General features: G+C 72.3%; 19 protein-coding genes. 6 read left to right on the forward strand and 13 right to left on the reverse strand.

The window, feature by feature from the left end:
- Window positions 1-74 precede the first annotated feature (74 nt).
- Genes RWN05_RS11960 through RWN05_RS11970 form a run of 3 tightly spaced genes read right to left on the reverse strand, consistent with a single transcriptional unit; the run spans window position 75 to window position 2418 of the window.
- Window positions 75-944, reverse strand: coding sequence for a biotin-dependent carboxyltransferase family protein (locus tag RWN05_RS11960; protein WP_314139682.1), 870 nt, complete (start codon window positions 942-944; stop codon window positions 75-77).
- Window positions 941-1636: an allophanate hydrolase subunit 1 gene (locus RWN05_RS11965; RefSeq protein WP_240555695.1), complete on the reverse strand. Its 696-nt coding sequence runs from the start codon at window positions 1634-1636 to the stop codon at window positions 941-943. Before RWN05_RS11965 ends, RWN05_RS11960 begins: the two co-directional genes overlap by 4 nt.
- Window positions 1630-2418: a LamB/YcsF family protein gene (locus RWN05_RS11970; RefSeq protein ID WP_079001668.1), complete on the reverse strand. Its 789-nt coding sequence runs from the start codon at window positions 2416-2418 to the stop codon at window positions 1630-1632. Before RWN05_RS11970 ends, RWN05_RS11965 begins: the two co-directional genes overlap by 7 nt.
- A gap of 56 nt (window positions 2419-2474) precedes the next feature.
- Between RWN05_RS11970 and RWN05_RS11975 the strand changes: the two genes are divergently transcribed.
- From RWN05_RS11975 to RWN05_RS11995, 5 genes are all read left to right on the forward strand, one after another.
- Window positions 2475-3329, forward strand: coding sequence for a spermidine synthase (locus tag RWN05_RS11975; protein WP_071259566.1), 855 nt, complete (start codon window positions 2475-2477; stop codon window positions 3327-3329).
- 2 nt (window positions 3330-3331) lie between these two features.
- Window positions 3332-4564, forward strand: a complete 1233-nt coding sequence (locus RWN05_RS11980; RefSeq protein WP_079001666.1) for a sorbosone dehydrogenase family protein — start codon at window positions 3332-3334, stop codon at window positions 4562-4564.
- A 72-nt stretch (window positions 4565-4636) separates the two neighbouring features.
- Complete coding sequence (locus RWN05_RS11985) at window positions 4637-5161, forward strand: SprT-like domain-containing protein (protein ID WP_079001664.1); 525 nt, start codon at window positions 4637-4639, stop codon at window positions 5159-5161.
- Window positions 5158-5724: a DUF1697 domain-containing protein gene (locus RWN05_RS11990; protein ID WP_167620438.1), complete on the forward strand. Its 567-nt coding sequence runs from the start codon at window positions 5158-5160 to the stop codon at window positions 5722-5724. The genes RWN05_RS11985 and RWN05_RS11990 overlap by 4 nt, the downstream gene beginning before the upstream one ends.
- A 100-nt stretch (window positions 5725-5824) precedes the next feature.
- Window positions 5825-6646 carry a TspO/MBR family protein gene (locus RWN05_RS11995; protein WP_079001663.1) on the forward strand — a complete coding sequence of 274 codons (822 nt, stop codon included), beginning with the start codon at window positions 5825-5827 and terminating at the stop codon, window positions 6644-6646.
- Between the two features lie 27 nt (window positions 6647-6673).
- Here RWN05_RS11995 and RWN05_RS12000 read toward each other — a convergent pair whose 3' ends face one another.
- The 4 genes from RWN05_RS12000 to RWN05_RS12015 all read right to left on the reverse strand — a co-directional run bounded on the left by RWN05_RS12000 (window position 6674) and on the right by RWN05_RS12015 (window position 8810).
- Entirely contained in the window at window positions 6674-7177 is a 504-nt protein-coding gene (locus RWN05_RS12000) for a DinB family protein (protein ID WP_079001661.1), read from the reverse strand.
- Complete coding sequence (locus tag RWN05_RS12005) at window positions 7177-7479, reverse strand: DUF427 domain-containing protein (RefSeq protein ID WP_064296381.1); 303 nt, start codon at window positions 7477-7479, stop codon at window positions 7177-7179. The genes RWN05_RS12000 and RWN05_RS12005 overlap by 1 nt, the downstream gene beginning before the upstream one ends.
- Window positions 7480-7488: 9 nt before the next feature.
- The gene (locus tag RWN05_RS12010; RefSeq protein WP_240555694.1) at window positions 7489-8139 is read right to left on the reverse strand and encodes a 2-phosphosulfolactate phosphatase; all 651 of its coding nucleotides are present in this window, start codon (window positions 8137-8139) and stop codon (window positions 7489-7491) included.
- A 197-nt stretch (window positions 8140-8336) separates the two neighbouring features.
- Window positions 8337-8810 carry an EVE domain-containing protein gene (locus tag RWN05_RS12015; protein WP_121289600.1) on the reverse strand — a complete coding sequence of 158 codons (474 nt, stop codon included), beginning with the start codon at window positions 8808-8810 and terminating at the stop codon, window positions 8337-8339.
- Between the two features lie 73 nt (window positions 8811-8883).
- Here RWN05_RS12015 and RWN05_RS12020 point away from each other — a divergent pair, with 73 nt between their 5' ends.
- On the forward strand, window positions 8884-9411 hold the full coding sequence (locus tag RWN05_RS12020; protein WP_314139687.1) for a hypothetical protein: 528 nt from the start codon (window positions 8884-8886) through the stop codon (window positions 9409-9411).
- A 34-nt stretch (window positions 9412-9445) separates the two neighbouring features.
- Here RWN05_RS12020 and RWN05_RS12025 read toward each other — a convergent pair whose 3' ends face one another.
- Genes RWN05_RS12025 through RWN05_RS12050 form a run of 6 tightly spaced genes read right to left on the reverse strand, consistent with a single transcriptional unit; the run spans window position 9446 to window position 16075 of the window.
- Complete coding sequence (locus RWN05_RS12025) at window positions 9446-10975, reverse strand: aldehyde dehydrogenase (NADP(+)) (protein WP_314139688.1); 1530 nt, start codon at window positions 10973-10975, stop codon at window positions 9446-9448.
- Between the two features lie 26 nt (window positions 10976-11001).
- On the reverse strand, window positions 11002-12003 hold the full coding sequence (locus RWN05_RS12030; protein ID WP_064294274.1) for a proline racemase family protein: 1002 nt from the start codon (window positions 12001-12003) through the stop codon (window positions 11002-11004).
- A 55-nt stretch (window positions 12004-12058) separates the two neighbouring features.
- Window positions 12059-12973, reverse strand: a complete 915-nt coding sequence (locus tag RWN05_RS12035) for a dihydrodipicolinate synthase family protein (protein WP_064294275.1) — start codon at window positions 12971-12973, stop codon at window positions 12059-12061.
- Window positions 12974-13014: 41 nt separating this feature from the next.
- Complete coding sequence (locus tag RWN05_RS12040) at window positions 13015-14532, reverse strand: NAD(P)/FAD-dependent oxidoreductase (protein ID WP_071259594.1); 1518 nt, start codon at window positions 14530-14532, stop codon at window positions 13015-13017.
- Window positions 14529-14879 carry a (2Fe-2S)-binding protein gene (locus tag RWN05_RS12045; protein ID WP_121289592.1) on the reverse strand — a complete coding sequence of 117 codons (351 nt, stop codon included), beginning with the start codon at window positions 14877-14879 and terminating at the stop codon, window positions 14529-14531. The genes RWN05_RS12040 and RWN05_RS12045 overlap by 4 nt, the downstream gene beginning before the upstream one ends.
- Window positions 14879-16075, reverse strand: a complete 1197-nt coding sequence (locus RWN05_RS12050; RefSeq protein WP_314139690.1) for an FAD-dependent oxidoreductase — start codon at window positions 16073-16075, stop codon at window positions 14879-14881. The genes RWN05_RS12045 and RWN05_RS12050 overlap by 1 nt, the downstream gene beginning before the upstream one ends.
- Window positions 16076-16165: the final 90 nt, after the last annotated feature.

A 16165-nucleotide genomic window follows, 5' to 3' on the forward strand; every position in this document is an offset into this window, starting at 1 on the left:
TCGGCGTGTCTACTCTTTCCTTGACGAGTTTTCGACTTTCCGGTATAACCGCCGCGTCGCCCCCGGTGTTCCCGTCAACCCGTGCTGAACCGCAGACGCTGACCGGGCCGGAGTTGCGCCAGGAAGTCTCGGTCCGCGGCACGCACGACCGCGATGACCGGATACCCGCCGGTGACCGGGTGGTCGGCCGACAGGATCGTCGGCAGACCGCTCGGCGGCACCTGGACCGCCCCGGCGACCATGCCCTCGCTCGGCAGTTCCCGACCGGGATCGAGTCGCTCGAGCGGCGGCCCGTCGAGGCGCATCCCGATGCGATCGGCGTCGGCCGTCATGGTCCACGGCTGCTCGACGAGGCGCCGCAGGGAGGCGTCGTCGAACCAGTCCCGGCGGGGCCCCGGCGAGATCCGCACGAGACGCTCCCCGGCGTCGGGCCGCGTCCACGGGGCGATGTCGAGCGGAGGGACGCGGCGGCGCGGGGTGGGGAGGACCGGGAGTCGATCGCCGGCGACGACCGGTGCCGGGCCGAGGCCGGCCAGGGTGTCCGTCGACCGCGAGCCGAGGAGCCGCGGGCCGTCGAAGCCGCCGCGGACGGCGAGGACGTACCGGAGCCCGTGGGTCGCCGCGCCGAGTTCGAGCCGGGAGCCGGCCTGTACGCGGACGGCGCGGTGCCCGTCGGACCGCCTGCCGTCGACGGTGATCGGACCCCACGCACCGGTCACGGCGATCCAGAGGTCGACCTCGGCGACGGCCACGAACGGGCCCAGGACGACCTCGAGCGCCGCACGGCCCTCCGGGTTGCCGACGAGACGGTTGGCGAGGCGCAGGGCGCCGCGGTCGAGCGCGCCGGACGGGCTGACCCCGAGGGCCGCGGCCCCAGGTCGACCCAGGTCCTGCACGGTGGTCGCCGGTCCCGCCGCCTCCACGAGCAGCGTCCCGCCCATCATGCGGCGACCTGCACGAAGCGCACCCGGCCGCCGGGGACGAGAAGGGCGGGCGGGTCCGCTGCATCTTCCCACAGGACGGCGTCGGTCGTCCCGATGATGCGCCACCCGCCCGGGGAGGCACGCGGATAGACGCCGCTGAACGTTCCGGCGAGCGCCACCGAACCCGCGGGGACGGTCGTCCGCGGCACACTCAGGCGCGGGATCTCGAGTGGCCGGCCGATCATCTCGTCCTCCCGTTCCGGGACGAGGTAGGCAAATCCCGGCGCGAAGCCGCTGAAGGCGACGGTCCATGCGCGAGCGGTGTGCCAGGCGATGAGATCCGCTGCCTCCATGCCGAGCAGCTCCGCGGTCTCGCGGAGGTCCGGTCCGTCGTAGCGGACGTGGATGACGACGTCCGGCCGCGCCAGCTCCTCCTCGACAGCGACCGCCGAGCCTCCCGCGCCGGGTGCGAGCGCCCGTTCAGCGGTCGCGAGCAACCAGGTCCCCACCGCGGCGAGCGCCGGACCCCGCGCGTCCGTCACGGCGAGCACGGTCCGGGCGGCCGGGACGAGGTCGACCAGCCCCGCCGGGCGCGACGCGGCGAGCGCCCGGTGCACGAGCAGCACGTCCTCGAGCGATCCGAGTTCGAGGAGTACGGCCTCCTCCCCCATCGCTCGGAGCACGGGTCCCGATGAGGTGTCCGTGTTCACCACGGCGCGACCAGTGCGACGCCGGCGTCCAGCAGGGCGGTCCTGACCGCCGTGGCGAGCGACACGGCTCCCGGGGTGTCGCCGTGCACGCAGAGCGAGACCGCGTCGAGTTCGACGCCGGCACCGTCGACACTGGTGATGCGTCGGTCGAGGACGAGGGAGACGGCGCGGCGGGCGGCGGCCGTCTCATCGGTGACCAGTGCCCCGGGGGTATCACGCGGGACGAGCGAACCGTCGGAGCGGTAGCCGCGGTCGACGAAGGCTTCAGCGACGAAGCGGAGCCCGGCGGCGAGGGTCTCGCGTCCGATCACGGAGCCGGGCATCCCGAGCACGGGAAGTGGTCGCCCGAGCTCTTCGGAGGCCGTGACCACCGCGCGGACGACCGCCCGCGCCTGGACCCGGTCGTGCGCGATCCGGTTGTAGAGGGCGCCGTGCGGCTTCACGTAGGCGAGCCCCACGGCGGTCCCGTCGGCTTCGCCGACCTCGTCGACCGCTCGCTGCAGGGCGCGGAGCTGCTCCAAGACCTCCGCTTCGAGCACCTCGGCGGGTACGTCCTGGTCGCGGCGCCCGAAGCCCGCCTCGTCCCGGTAGGAGGGGTGGGCTCCCAACGACACCCCGTGGGCCGTCGAGCGGCGGACGGCGTCGCGCATGGACGCGTCGTCCCCGGCGTGGAAGCCGCAGGCGACGTTCGCGCTCGTGATGAGGGCGAACATGGCGTCGTCGTCGGCGGTCGGCACGCCGCGCCAGACCTCGCCGAGGTCGCTGTTGAGGTCCACCTGCGCCACGGCCGCACCCCTTCCGCTCCGCCTCCCACGCCTGCGGGAAAGTCTAGGGTGGGGGTATGGACGAGGCACAGGTACGACTCGGCGTCAGCGGATACCTGGCCAGGATCGAGGCCGACCGCTTCGTGCCGGGCACCTATCAGCTGGTGGTCGACGGCACGCCGCAGTCGCACGTCAACCTCGATCAGCCCGAGGAGCTCTTCTTCGAGTACATCCAGCGCATCGGTCACATCATCGACGAGATCGCCGATCCCGGTCAGCCGATCACGGCGGTACACCTCGGCGCCGGCGCGCTCACCCTCCCCCGCTACGTCGAGGCGACGAGGCCGGGCTCGCGGCAGCAGGTCGTCGAGCTCGAGCGCGAACTCATCGATCTCGTGCGCGAGCACCTCCCCTGGTCGAAGCGCGCCCAGATCCGCGTCCGCTACGGCGACGCCCGCGAGATCGTCGCGAAGCTGCCGCCGGGGCTCCGGGGCACCGTCGACCTCGTCGTCGTCGACATCTTCAGCGGCGCCAACACGCCGGCCCACGTCACGAGCACGGAGTTCTACGCCTCGGCGGTCGAGCTGCTGTCGCCGACCGGCGTCATCGTCGTGAACGTCGCCGACGGCCGCGGACTCGCCTTCGCCCGCGGACAGGCCGCGACGCTCGCCGACTCCGTGTCACACGTCGCCGCCCTCGCGGAGACGCAGATCCTCAAAGGCCGCCGCTTCGGGAACGTCGTCCTCGTCGGTTCGAACACCGCGCTCCCACTCGACTTCCTGCCGAGGCTCCTCGCGGCCGGACCCCACCCCGCCAAGGCGGTGGCTGGCGCCGAGCTGCGCGCCTTCATCGCGGGGGCACAGGTCGTCACGGACACGACCGCCGTCCCCTCCCCGAACCCCGCCCAGGGCATCTTCCAGACGAAGGGCTGACCATGGCCACCACGCAGACGCCGCGACGACGGGGCCTGCGTGCGCCCGCCTCGCTCACCACCCTGCTCGCCGCCACCGCCCTGGCGCTCGTGGCCTGCACCGACGGGGAGCCACGATCACCGGGTACGGCCTCCCTTTCCCCCTCCCCCGCGCCGAGTGCGTCCGCATCGACGCCCACATCCGCGGTTCCCACCGGGCCGGTCGCCCCGACCGGTGAGGCCACCACGGTCGTCGGCGGCCTGGACGCGCCCTGGTCGATGGTCCGACTCGTCTCGGGCAGCACGCTGGTGAGCCAGCGCGACGCGGGCGATATCCTCGAGGTCGTCAGCGGCGGCGCGGTGCGGCAGGTCGGCGTGGTCCCCGGGGTGGCCGCGGGAGGCGAGGGCGGGCTGCTCGGGCTCGCCGCCCTCACGCCGGCGGGATCGGAGACCGCGGGAACCTGGCTCTACGCCTACCTGACGACGTCGTCCGACAACCGGATCGTGCGGTTCCCGCTCACGGGAGCGGCAGGGTCGTACGCGCTCGGCGGCGTCGAGGAGGTCCTCGTCGGCATCCCCCGGGCCGGGAACCACAACGGCGGACGCATCGCGTTCGGACCGGACGGCATGCTCTACGCCACCACGGGTGACGCCGGTGACCGGAGCCTGGCCCAGGACGTGAGCAGCCTCGGCGGGAAGATCCTGCGGCTCACGCCCGACGGCGCGGTACCGGGCGACAACCCCTTCCCGGGGTCGCCCGTCCACTCCCTCGGCCATCGCAACCCGCAGGGCATCGCGTGGGATCGCGACGGCGGCCTGTGGGCGAGCGAATTCGGCCAGAACACCTGGGACGAGCTCAACCGGATCACCCCCGGTGGGAACTACGGCTGGCCGGTCGCCGAGGGCATCGCCGGAGCCCAGGGCATGATCGACCCGGTCGCGCAGTGGGCCACGGAGGACGCGAGCCCGAGCGGTCTCGCGATCATCGACGACACGATCTTCATGGCCTCGCTCCGCGGCGAGCGCCTGTACGGCATCACCGACGGCGTGCACGTCCCGGCGGGGAGCAGCGCGCTCGTGGGCGTGATCGACGCGGTGCCCTACCTCGTCGGCGAGTTCGGACGGATCCGCGACGTCGTCGCCGGCCCGCCGGGGACCGCCTGGATCCTCACGAACAACACCGACGGCCGGGGCTCGCCCGGAACCGAGGACGACCGGATCGTCGAACTCCCCCTCGCCCCGCTCGCGGCCCGCTGAGGGCGACCGCCACACCGGAGGGTCGTCCCGCTCCTGCGGTCCGGTGTCGGTCGCCGGGAGTACCATCCAGGCATGGCAGAACTCAGTCGGGTCACGGCGTGGGCACAGGCGCTCATCGTGCTGCACCTCGACCCGACGGTCTGGACCTTCGGCTTCGACAACGCCAAGCGACGCGCCGGCCTGTGCAACTTCACGACGAAGCGCATCACCGTCTCGCGCTATCTCGCTGCACGCTACGACGACGACGAGATCCACCAGATCCTCCTCCACGAGGTCGCGCACGCCCTCGCCGGGGCGCGCGCCGGGCACGGACCCAAGTGGCGCAAGGTCGCCGAGGAGATCGGCTACGAGGGCTCGCGTCTCCACGAGGGCCAGACGGCCGACGAACTCGCCCCGTGGGTCGGCACCTGCCCCTCGGGCCATGTCCTCTACCGGCATCGGCGCCCGAGCCGGGCAACCTCGTGTGGCAAGTGCTCGCGTTCCTGGGACGAACGCTTCCTCCTCAGCTGGGTGCACCGGGAGGTCACGCCGGCCATGCGGCGTCGGGCGGCCGCGTTCGACGGCTCCACCCAGCCCGAGCCGGGCATCGGGTCATGACCAGCACCGCGGTTCCCGCCGACAGCTGGATCGCACTCCTGCGCGGGGTCAACGTCGGCGGCGTCACGATCCGCTCCGCGGACCTCGCCGAGGTGTTCCGATCGGCCGGGTTCACGGGAGTCCGCACCGTCCTCGCGAGCGGCAACGTCGTCTTCGACGACCCGGAGCACGAGCCCGGCGAGACGGCGCACGATGCACGCGGCGCGCTGAAACGGCGAATCGAGCGGGCGCTCGCGGAGGCCTTCGGCTACGAGGCGTGGATCGTGCTCACGCATCAGCACGCACTCGCCGACATCGTCGACGCCTACCCCTGGACGGAGGCCGACGAGGTCCAGCCGTACGTCATGTTCTCCTCCGAACAGAGCTCGCTCGACGCACTGTTCGCGTTCTCGGCGGCAGCCGGGGAGCAGCCCGACCGCGTCGCACCCGGCGACGGCGTCCTCTACTGGGAGGTCCCGAAGGGGTCGAGCACCGACACCGCCTTCGCGAAGGAGTCCTCGAAGGCCCGGTTCAAACCGTACGTCACCACGCGAAACCTGCGGACGCTGCGGAAGCTCCTCTGAGCAGGCTGATCCGCGGCGTCGGCGCAAGCCCCCGCGAGGTGCCCGACGGTGGCGTACGCTGAATTGATCAGCTAGCTGCACAATTCTGGAGGCACGCGTCATGACCGGCATCGACTCACCCACCACCGCGGACCGCGTCCGGCAGATCGCCGTCGCCGTCAGCGCGGTCCTCGCGATCATCGGCTCCTACATCGGGTCGGGAGCCGCCGGGGGCACGCAGGTCCAGAACGCGGCGAACGGCGCGTTGAGCGCCTCGTCGACGCCGATCGCACCGGACGGACCTGCGTTCTCCATCTGGAGCGTCATCTACCTCGGGCTCGTCGCCTATGCGGTCTGGCAGTTCCTGCCCTCGCAGACGACCCGCGAGCGGCACCGTCGTCTCGGCTACTGGGTCGTGGCGAGCCTGTTGCTGAACGCGGCGTGGATCCTCGTGGTGCAGGCGGGCTTCCTGATCCTCAGCGTGTTCGTGATCGTCGCCCTCCTGGGTGTCCTGGCCCGCATCTTCGTCATCGTGCTCCGCACCAGGCCGGCCGGGATGGTCGACGCCATCATCACGGACGGCACGATGGGCCTCTACCTCGGGTGGGTGTGCGTCGCGACGGCGGCGAACATCACCGCGGCGCTCGTCGGATCCGGGATCGGGAGCGCGGACGGCCCGGCCGCCGGTGTCTGGGCGATCATCGTCCTCGCGGTCGCCGGCGCGGTCGGGATCCTGCTCGCGGTCGTCGGACGTGGGCGCATCGCCCCCATGCTGTCGCTCTGCTGGGGGCTGGCGTGGGTGGCCGTGGGCCGCTTCACCGGTGAACTGCTGTCGACCGAAGCGGGGGTCACGGCGCTGATCGTCGCGGTCGTGGTAGCCGTCGTCACCGTGGTCGTCCGCGTCTCACGGGGACGCGACCGAGCAGCGCTCGTGGTCGACTGACGCTCGGCTCGCTCGACGGCCGCGGCGCTACTCGCCCGTGCGGCCGTCGAGCTGTTCGCGGAGGACGTCGACGTGCCCGAGATGCCGGGCCGTCTCCTCGATCATGTGGAGCTCGATCCACCGCAGTGTGAACCGCTGGTCGTTGCCGAGGCAGACGTCGTCGAGCTGATACCGCGACGCCACCTCGCGGGACTCCGCACAGGCCGCCTCGTAGTCGGCGATGATCTCGGCCAGGCTGTCCTCGGCCGTGACGCGCCATTCGCCGTCGGGATCGTCGTCGGTCCACCGCGCTGGGACGTCCGACTGCCCGTCCATGTCCTCGCGGAACCAGCTGCGCTCGACATCGGCGAGGTGTCGGATGACGCCCGAGACCGTCGTGATGCTCGGCAGCAGCCGCTTGGCCGCGAGCTCGTCGGTGAGTCCGCGCGCCTTCCAGACGATGCTCGCGCGCTGCAGATCGAGGAAACCCTCGATCGTCTCGCGCTCCCCACCGCGCTCAGGCGGCTGCGGGCGGTCGCCCCAGTCGGCCATCAGTCGACGACCTGGACCTCGTTCCCGAAGGCGACGTAGCCGGAGAAGTCCTTGCCGACGCGGTCGAACGCGGTCGGATACGGGGTCGGGTACGACCAGGCCACATCGGGCTTGACCTCGCCGCCGTCGGTGACGCCCCAGTACTGGGCGTCGCCCTTCCACGGGCAGTGGTACTGGGTGTCGGTCTCGACGAAGCGCTCGCGGTTGAGGCTCGACGGCGGGAAGTACCAGTTGCCCTCGATCTTGATGAGCTCCGATTCGGGGGCTTCGGCGAGGACGGTGGTTCCGAGGAGTGCGCGCATGCGCCGAGACTACGCCCGGAACACGGCTCCGTCCAGGACCGGGACGACGCTTGACACGTCGACCTCGCGTGCCGCCTGGACGTGCTGCGTGGCACCCGCCTGCGCGAGCTGCTGGGCGGTGGCGGACGCGGACAGCAGGTGCCCGACGCCGTTGCGCAGGCCCTCGTACGCGGCGGCGGCGGCAGCGGCCTCCGGTGAGGTGAAGTCGATGCCGCGGAGCCCCAGCGCCTCGATCACGGCACCGGCCCCGAAGAGGTCCTCGACGGCGAACCGGGTCTCGGCCGTGTCGTCGAGTTCGCCGACCGCGATGACGACGATGCTCGTGCGCCGACCGAGCTCGGCCTGCTTCGCGATGATCCAGTCCGCGACCGCCGACCGGTTGCGCAGGCACCCGGCGACGACCGTCGCACCCGCGTCGGCGAGCAGGGTCGCGATCTGAGCCGTCTCCCCGCGGTCGTCCAGTTCGGCGACGGCGACGGTCTCCCCACCGCTCACGCGCCGCTCGACGGAGGTCGTCGCGTGGAGCACGTCCACGACGACCGCGACGTCCGCCGCCTCGACCCGGCCAGCTCCTGCCACGCCCCAGTCGAACCTGACCTGGTACTTGGTCTGGGCGAGCGGCGGGTGGACGGGCGGCGGGGTGGCGGCTGCGGTACTCACCCGTTCATCGTATCCAGGCGCACCCACCCGCCCCACGACTGTTGCGTCCGAAGACCTCGGTGGGGGCGGGCGCCAGCGCGGTGCGCTGACGCGAGCGCGGGTCATCGGACGTGAGTGCGGGCCTCCGGAGGGGCGCGCTCACGCGCCAGACCCGCGGTGACGTCAGCGCACCGCGCTGGCGCAAGGGCAGGAGGGGGTCAGCGGGAGGCGGTGGGGAAGCGACGGTCGTCGGGGTGGGGCGGACGCATCTCGTTACGGATGAGCTCGAAGTCGTGACGACTCAGCTCGAGGAACCCCCGACGGAGCTGGACACCCCAGTTCCGGGTGAAGCTCGTGAAGTCGAGGAGCGCGAGCATCGGACGGATGGGCGCCTCGACCGCGTCCGGGTACCAGTCGACACTCCGCCGCCAGGGCCGCCAATCGGCTCCGTCCGGTCGAGGCACGGCCGCCTGGTAGACGGTGTCGTCGGAGACCCGCCCGATCGCGGTGAACGCCTTGAGCGGCGCGCCGTCCGGGGTGCTGACCCTCGGCGAGTAGTACACGAAGCCGTCGGACTCGCGCATCTGGTCGAGACCGCCGCGCTGCCCGTGGTTGATCTGCACGAAGCCCTGCCGGACGCCGAGGACGACGTGATCCCGCTGGATCACGCCCAGCCAGTACCGGATAGCCATAGGCACAGTCTTCCCTACCGGCGCACCCCCTGCAGCCGCCGAGCCGCACATGCGACACTGAGGCATGCGCGTGATGCTGAAACTCGTCCTGGACTGTGATGTCGACGTCGCCTGGCGGGCACTCCGCTCCCCGGCGGTCCTGCGGGAGCTCTACAGCCCCGTCATGGGCCTCGAGGCGCTCGACGCCGACGGGTTCCCCACCATCTGGGAGCCGGGAGCGCACCGCGTGCGCGTGAAGGCCGCCGGCGCGATCCCGGTCGGCGACCAGATCATCGACCTCGAGTTCATCGAGCGCCGTGACGGCACCCGCATCCTCCACGACCAGGGCGACCCGGTCAGCGGGCCGCTCAGCAAGCTCGCCGGGTGGGACCACCAGATGGCGGTCGCCCGCGACAAGCAGGATCCGACGAAGACCCTGTACCGCGACCGACTCGTGATCACCGGCGCGATCGCACCGCTCTACTGGTACCCGCTGTGGGCGACATGGCAGTGGCGCGGTGCGCGGATCAAGGCGCTCGCGCCGAGCTGGGCCTACGACCCGCCGCTCCCCGACGACGAGGAGGACGACGAGGTCGGCGCCACGGTCGAGGGCGCCATCTGACGCCTCGCCGTCCGGGAGACCGGCCGGCCGCGCGTCAGCGCTGAGCCGCCTCGCCCCAGTGCGTCGACTCGCCCGCGGGTGCGATCGTCCGCGGGACGCCGGTGGCCGACGATCGCAGCACCTCGGGCAGGAACCGGTCCGGCATGTTCTGGAACGCGACCGGCCGCAGGAAACGGGTGATCGCGGCCGTCCCCACCGAGGTGCTCGAGTCGTTCGTCGTCGCCGGCCACGGTCCGCCGTGCTGCATGGCGGGCGTGACCGCGACGCCGGTGGGCCAACCGCCGAACAGCACGCGGCCGGCGTGCGCCGAGAGCTGCTGGACGAGCTCCACGAGGTCGTCGCTCGTCTCGTCGGCACCGGCGTGCAGGGTGGCCGTCAGGTTGCCCTCACAGAACTCCGGCACGAGCGGTGCGAGCGCCGTACCGGCCGGGACTTCAACGAGGATCGACAACGGACCGAAGGCCTCGTCGAGCAGGGCGTCCCGACCGGCCCGCAGCGCGTCGAGTGAGACGGCGACGATCGTGGGGGTCGCCCAGCCGTCGCCGTCCTCGTCGACCCGCAGCGACCCCTCGGCGATGATCCGCACGCCGTCGGTGCCGAGGATCGTGTCGCGCCTCGCCTGGTACCCGGCCGTGATGCGGTCGTTCAGGAGTCGGTGCTCGGGGACCGCGGCAGCAGCCTCACGGATCGACTCGTCGAGCCCCGCGCCGTCCGGCAGGTAGACGAAACCAGGTTTCGTACAGAGCTGACCAGCCGACCCCGCGACGCTCGTGACGAACCCCGTCGCGATGGTCGCCGCGGACTCGTCGAGGGCCGTCTGCGTCACGAACACGGGGTTGACGCTGCCGAGCTCGCCGAAGAACGGGATCGGGACGGGGCGTGCCGCCGCGAGGTCGGCGAGGATCCGACCCGCCCGGAGGGAGCCCGTGAAGGAGCCGGCCCGGACGCGCTCGTCCTGCAGCGCGACGACGCCGGCCTCCTGGCCGATGATCGTCTGGAAGACGCCGTCAGGAGCCCCGGACGCCCGGAGCGCGGCCTCGAGGACGGCCGCCGTCGCGAGCGAGAGCCGCGGGTGCCCGTCGTGCACCTTGAGGATCACCGGGCATCCGGCCGCGAGGATCGACGCGGTGTCACCACCGGCGACGGAGAAGGCGAAGGGGAAGTTGCTCGCAGCGAAGTTCACGACCGGGCCGAGCGGCACGAGGACGCGGCGGAGTTCCGGGCGCGCGCCGAGCGCGAAGTCCGGGTCGGCCTCGTCGATCCGGACGTCGAGGTAGGAGCCGTCGACGATCGTCTCCACGAAGAGCCGCAGCTGCACGGCGGTGCGGAGGAGCTCGCCGCGGAGCCGGGCCTCGGCGAGCCCCGTCTCGACCATGCCGACCGGGACGAGCTCGTCCGCGTGGGCCTGCAGGGCGTCGGCGACGGCGACGAGCGCACGCGCACGGGCGTCCGCCGGCGTCGCGGCCCATGCGGGTGCAGCCGCGGCGGCTCCCCGGAGGACCTCCTCGAGCTGCTCGGGGGTGGTCTCAGCGATGGGGGCGTCGGGGGCTGGCGTGGTCGTCATGTGATCCTCCGGGATCATGGTGTGGTTCAGAACTGGAAGCCGGTCGGGAACGGATCGGCGGGGTCGAGGAGGTAGGAGCCGATACCGGTGACCCAGGCCCGACCGGAGATGGTCGGGATGACGGCCGGCCGGCCCGCCACCGACGTCTCGGCGATCAGCCGGCCGGTGAACCGGCTGCCGATGAAGGACTCGTTGACGAAGTCCTGATCAAGTGGCAGCTCACCGCGGGCCCAGAGCTCGGCCATGCGGGCCGAGGTTCCGGTGCCGCAGGGCGAGCGGTCGAACCACCCCGGGAAGATGGCCATCGCGTGCCGGGACAGCACAGCGTCGGATCCCGGCGCGATGAACTCGACGTGGTGGCAGTGGTCGAGGCCGGCGATCTCGGGGTGCACGGGCGGCGCCTGCTCGTTGATCGCCGCCATGATCCGCAGGCCCGTGTCGAGGATGTCCTGCTGACGGTCGCGGTCGAAGGGCAGGCCCACGTCGTCGAGGTCGACCATCGCGTAGAAGTTGCCGCCGAACGCGAGGCTGTACGGCACGGTGCCGAGACCGGGCACCTCGATCGTGGCGTCGAGGCGGTCGACGTAGCTCGGGACGTTCTCGATCGTCACGCGGTCGGCGTGCCCGTCGCTGACGTCGACCCGCGCGATCACGAGTCCGGCGGGGGTGTCGAGCCGGATCGTCGTGACCGGCTCGACCACCTCCACCATGCCGGTCTCCACGAGGACCGTCGCGACCCCGATGGTGCCGTGCCCGCACATCGGCAGGCAGCCGGACACCTCGATGTACACGACGCCCCAGTCGCAGTCCGCACGCGTGGACGGCTGCAGGATCGCCCCGCTCATCGCCGCGTGACCGCGGGGCTCGTTCATGAGGAAGAGCCGCAGGTCGTCGAGATGCTCCATGAAGTGGAGGCGCTTCTCGTTCATGGTCGCGCCGGGGATCACGCCGACCCCGCCGGTGACGACGCGGGTCGGCATGCCCTCGGTGTGCGAATCGACCGCACTGATCATGCGGGAGGACTTCATGGTGTGCCTCTCAGGACTGGTGGTCGTGGTCGGGGTGTCGCGTCGGCCACCAGGCTCAGCGTGCCGCGAGGTAGTCGAGCGCGCGACGCGTCTGCGTCGTGACCTGCTCCGTCTGGAGCGCGTTCAGCGGACCGCGCGGCGGACGCGTCGGACCACCGTAGCTCTCGCCGGCGATGTCGATCGACAGCTTGATGGCCTGGACGAACTCCGTCTTCGAGTCCCACCCGAAGACGGGCACGAGCTCGCGGTAGAGGGTGCGGGCCTCGTCGACGCGACCGGAGGTGACGAGCGTGTACAGCTCGACGGCCTCGCGCGGGAAGGCGTTCGGGTAGCCGGCGAACCAGCCGACCGCACCGGCGACGAGGGACTCGAAGAGGAGGTCGTCCGCTCCCGCGATGACGTCGAGGTCGGTCTTGTCCTGGATCTCGAGCACCCGACGGATGTCGGCCGAGAACTCCTTCACGGCGACGACGTGCTCGAGCTTGGCGAGTTCGACGAGCAGGTCGGGCGTGAGGTCGACCTTGGTGTCGATGGGGTTGTTGTAGGCCATGATCGGCAGGCCGACCTCGTCCACGCGGCTGTAGTGCTCGATGACCTCGTCGTCGTTCGCCCGGTAGATGGTGGGCGGCAGGAGCAGGACGCCGTCCGCGCCGTCCTCCTTCGCGTACTCGGCCCACTGCTGGGCCTGGTGCCAGCCGACGCCGTGCACCCCGGCGACGACGAGGCCGCGGTCGCCGACGGTGTCGACCGCGACCTGGATGACCTTGCGACGCTCGGCGTCCGTGAGTGACGAGTACTCACCGAGCGAGCCGTTCGGGCCGACGCCTCGGCAACCGTTCTCGATGAGCCAGTTGCAGTGCTCGGCGAAGCGGTCGTAGTCGACGGCGAGGCCTGCGGGCGCCGAGGCGTCCTCCTTGAACGCGAGGGTGGTCGCGACGATGACGCCGCCGAGGTCGAACTGCTTGGCCATGGGTGGTTCCTTTCCGAGGGAATGGTGCGGAGACCGGTCGGTCATCCTGGGTGTTCGGCCGTCGGGGTCGACGGCGGTTCGTGAGGAGGGTGTCCCGGTGCCTGCGCGGCGAGTTCGCCGATGCGCAGCGGGGAGGCGATGGGCCGGCGGTCGCTCGAGACGCCGTCGATGAGGCCGCTGCCGCCGGATTCGGCTGCGACGCGGTGGAGGAGCTCCTCGACGGTGCGACCGCACATGCGCCCCTGGCAGATCCCGAGCCCGGCGCGCGTGCTGAGTTTGAGGGAGCGCAGGCCGGTCGCGCAGGTGGCGGTCGCCGTCGTGCGCAACGAGCCGTAGTCGACCTCCTCGCAGCGGCAGATGGTGGTGTCGTCGTCGAGCCAGTCGCTCCAGCCGGCGCGGATGCCGTGGGCGCGTTCGAGCCGGTCGGCGAAGGCGAGGAACGTGTCGCGTCGGCTCACGGCGGCACGGATCCCGGAGGCACCGGGGAGTCCGCCGGCGGCAGCGTGCCCCGCGATCGCGCCCTCGGCGAGCGCGGCGTCGACGCCCCCGATGCCGGTGATCTCCCCCGCCGCGAAGACGGCCGGGACGCTCGTGCGCTGCTCGTCGTCGACCTGGACGAACCGGGCTTCGGTGAGCGCGCAGCCGACCGCGACGGGCAGCTCGAGCCGTGGGGTGAACCCGTGGCTGACGCAGACGGCGTCCGCGTCGACCGTGCGCTCGGTCCCGGGGATCGGCGACCAGTCGGCGTCGACGGCGGCGATGGTCACGCGCTCGACCCGGTCCGTACCGTGCGCAGCGACCACCGCGTGGCCGACGCGGTACGGGATCCGGTGACGGAGGTGGCCGCCGACGTAGCCGAGCAGCTCACCGGCCTTCCCGGTCACGCCGAGCAGCTGCCAGGGCTTGGGGAGCCAGCCCCTGGCGAGTCCGCCGACGGTCGTGGCCTCGTAGACGCCGAGGACGCGTGATCCGGTCGCGGTCAAGGAGGCGGCGACCGGCAGCAGGAACGGTCCGGCGCCGGCCACGACCACCCGCGCACCGACGGCGACGCGCTCGCCCTTCGCGAGGGCCTGGGCGGCACCGGCCGAGAAGACGCCGGGGAGGTCCCAGCCGGGGAACGGCAGCGTGCGGTCGTGCGCGCCGGTCGCGAGGACGAGCGCGTCCGGCCGGAGGGTGAGCGCCGTGCGGTCGGTGCCGTCCGGCGGTCCGACCAGGACGTGCAGACGCAGGCCGGTCGCCCCGGAGACGTCGTCGGAGCCGTGGTCGACGGCGGCGCGGTCGACGTCGATCGCCCACACCTGCGCCTCGGTGATCACCGTGCAGCCGTCGTCGGCGTCGAGCGCCGCGCGCATGGCGACGAAGCGCTCGAACCCGTGATGCAGCGAGGCCTCGGCCGCAGACGGCCGGCTGGCCGGCAGGTGCCGCCAGTACTGACCGCCGAGCTCGTCCGAGGCGTCGAGCAGGGTGACGGACGCACCGAGGGCCCGGGCGGCGAGCGCGGCCTGGAGGCCGGCGGGACCTGCACCGACGACGACGACCTCCCGCTGCCGGGCGCTCATGTCCGGTCCCCGAACGGGTCGTTCTCCGTCGTGGGTTCCGGGAGGGCGTCGTGCTGCGTCTCGATGCGGTCGCCGTCCGCGGCGCGACGCTGGCAGGCACGGACGTCCCGCTGGCCGTTCACCGTGACGATGCAGTCGAAGCAGACCCCGATGCCGCAGAAGACGCCGCGCGGCTTCCCGGCCCCGCTGGTGCGGCGCCAGGCGAGGACGCCGGAACCCAACAGGACACCGGCGATCGTCTGGCCGCGGAGTCCGTCGACGGGCGTCCCGTCGAGGTCGATGCGCAGCGCGTCCTCCGGGCCGGGCAGGATCCGGTCGCTCGTCGCGGGCAGTCGTCTCGAGACCATCAGGCCACCTCCGCCGGCCGGTCGACGTGCAGGTGCGGGGCGAGCCCCGGGCGGTCGAGTCGGAACGGGGCGTCGTCGAGGTCGGCCGATCCGCCGAGCAGGCGGGCGGCGATGAGCTCGGCCGTCGCGAGGGCCAGTCCGATGCCGGCGCCCTCGTGGCCCGTCGCGTGCCACAGGCCGTCCAGGCGGTGGTCGGGGCCGATGACCGGGAGATGGTCGGGCATGTACGGCCGGAAGCCACCGTAGCTGCGCATGACCGAGGCGTCGCGGAGGAACGGGAAGAGGCGCAGCGACTTCGCCGCGACCTCGCGGAGCACGTCGACGTCGAGGCGCGCGTCGAACCCGATCTGCTGCCGACTCGATCCGATGAGGACGGTGCCCGCAGCCGTCGACTCGACGACGCTCGAGGTCTGGAGCGAGGCGTCGCTCGACTGCGTGGCCCCGAAGTAGTCGCCGTCGTAGACCTTGTGGTGCACGCGGTGCGGCATGCGGGTGGTGACGAGCACCATGCCGCGACGGGGACGGACCGGGACGGGTGCCCCGAGCACCTCGCCGAGCTCGGCCGACCACGGACCGGCGCAGACGAGGACCGCATCGCCCGAGACGTCGCCGACGGAGGTCCGGACACCCGCGAGGCGACCGGTCGCGCTCCGGACGCCGCCCGTCACGGTGACGCCGGTGCGCACGATCGCGCCCGCCCGCCGGGCCGAGGCGAGCAGGGCCTCCGTGGCGATGACGGGCTGGACCTGTGCGTCCTCGGGATAGTGGACGGCCGCCGTGGAGGAGCGGGTGATCGACGGCTCCGCCGCGAGCAACTCGTCCTCGGTGAGGGGCCGGGCGTCGACACCGGCCGCGCGCTGGGCGGCGGCGAAGTCGAGCAGCGGCTGCGCGCCGGCCTCGGTTGTGGCGACCACGATGCCGCCCTTGCGCTCGAACTCGATGCTCGGGAAGGTCGGTCCGAGTTCGGCACTGAGTTCGGCGGTGACGACGGGCCAGAGGCGTGAAGCGTACCGGGCGAGGTCGAGTTCGGGGCCGGGCCCCTTGTCGGAGACGAGCAGGTTCCCCTCCCCCGAGCCGCTCGTACCGCCGGCGGCCGCCGAACGGTCCAATACGACGACCTCGGCGCCGCGGCGGGCGAGGATCCGCGCGCAGGCCGCACCGACGATGCCGGCGCCGACGATGACGATGCGGGTCATGGGCGGTCCTCTCGGTCGGTGCGGGGAAGGGCTTTCAGTAATGTGTCACACATTCACTGAACAGGCAAGCGTGCGCGATCGCGGATCCTG

The organism is uncultured Plantibacter sp. (assembly GCF_963518075.1).
GTDB lineage: Bacteria > Actinomycetota > Actinomycetes > Actinomycetales > Microbacteriaceae > Plantibacter > Plantibacter flavus_A.